The following is a 1330-nucleotide window of genomic DNA, read 5'->3' on the forward strand; positions in this document are numbered from 1 at the left end:
TGGAGTTGCCCCTGTAACTCAGGACACGCGGACACCGTTAGGTTGATGACACCGCATTACGCCTGAACTCGCGAGGCGAGCGGTATTTCAGGGCTTTGTGCGGGTGGCGCTCATTGTAGTGTTCAAACGCGATAGCCAGACGCGAGAGCGCTGTTGGTGCGTCAGACTTGTCCATATAGGCGACGTAATTGTGCTTCATGGTCTTCACGAACGATTCGGCCATGCCATTGCTCTGCGGCGAACGAACCGGCGTGGTCAGCGGCTCAAGACCCAGTTCGCGAGCGAAGCTGCGCGTGCGGTGGTCGATGTAGGCCGAGCCGTTGTCCGTCAGCCATTCAATGGGCTGCGCGGCCTGCGTGGTGCCGAAGCGCTGTTCGACGGCGGCCAGCATCACGTCGCGCACCACATCACCGCTATGCCCGCCGGTCGTTGCTGCCCAGCTAATCGCCTCGCGGTCGCAGCAGTCCAGCGCAAACGTCACGCGCAGCGGCGTACCATCGTCGCATCGGAACTCGAAGCCATCGGAGCACCAGCGGGTGTTGCTGCGGTCCACCGCAACGCGACCGTCATGTCGCCGCTTATCTCGCCGCACGCCAGGGCGGCGCAGCAGCAACTGATGCTCCCGCATGACCCGATACACGCGCTTGACGTTGATGCACGGCGCACCGCTCTGCTCCCGACTGCGGCGCAGCAGCGCCCAGACACGGCGGTAGCCGTAGGTGGGAAGGTGCGCCACATGGGCCTGAATCTCCTCGACCAGCCTGGCATCGTTGGTCACGCGGGCACGGCGACCATCGCGCCAGTCGGACGAGCGAGCTCGCTTCACCGCCACGGCAGAGCGCGCCACGCCGAGAACTTCGCAGACCGTCTTCATCGGTCGTCCCCCGGCAGCAAGGGCGAGCGCGCAATCAGGTTTTTTGAACGGCCCCATTCCACGGCTTCTTTCAGGATTTCGACCTCCAGCGTCTTCTTCCCAAGTAGCCGTTGCAGTTCCTTGATTTCCTTGATGGCGGCGGCCAGCTCAGATGCCGGCACAACGGTTTCGCCTGCCTTCACCGCCGCCAGACTGCCTTCCTGGTATTGCTTGCGCCAGCCGAACACTTGGTTGGCGTTGACGCCGTGCCGACGTGCAACGGCCGACACCGACGCTCCCGGCTCCAATGTTTCCTGCACGATGGCGATTTTTTCTTGCGCCGTGCGCCGACGACGGCGCTCCGGCTCGGTCAGAATTTCGATGCTTTCCACGTAATGACTAGGCTTACTGATAGGCACAAGACTATCCCTTATTTTAAGAGAGTCCTCGTGTCCTCAGATACGTGGGGCCGCTCCA

At 62.4% G+C, this 1330-nt stretch carries 1 protein-coding gene; it reads right to left on the bottom strand.

All coding sequences use genetic code 11. From position 1 onward, the window contains the following. Positions 1-37: 37 nt before the first annotated feature. Positions 38-1236 (bottom strand): IS3 family transposase gene (locus ACV22W_RS33470; protein WP_164530916.1). Its coding sequence is split into 2 segments (ribosomal slippage): positions 38-921 and positions 921-1236, totalling 1200 coding nucleotides; the frame shifts between segments, so codons are not numbered across the junction. Positions 1237-1330 lie beyond the last annotated feature (94 nt).

The organism is Burkholderia sp. AW49-1, assembly GCF_053427845.1.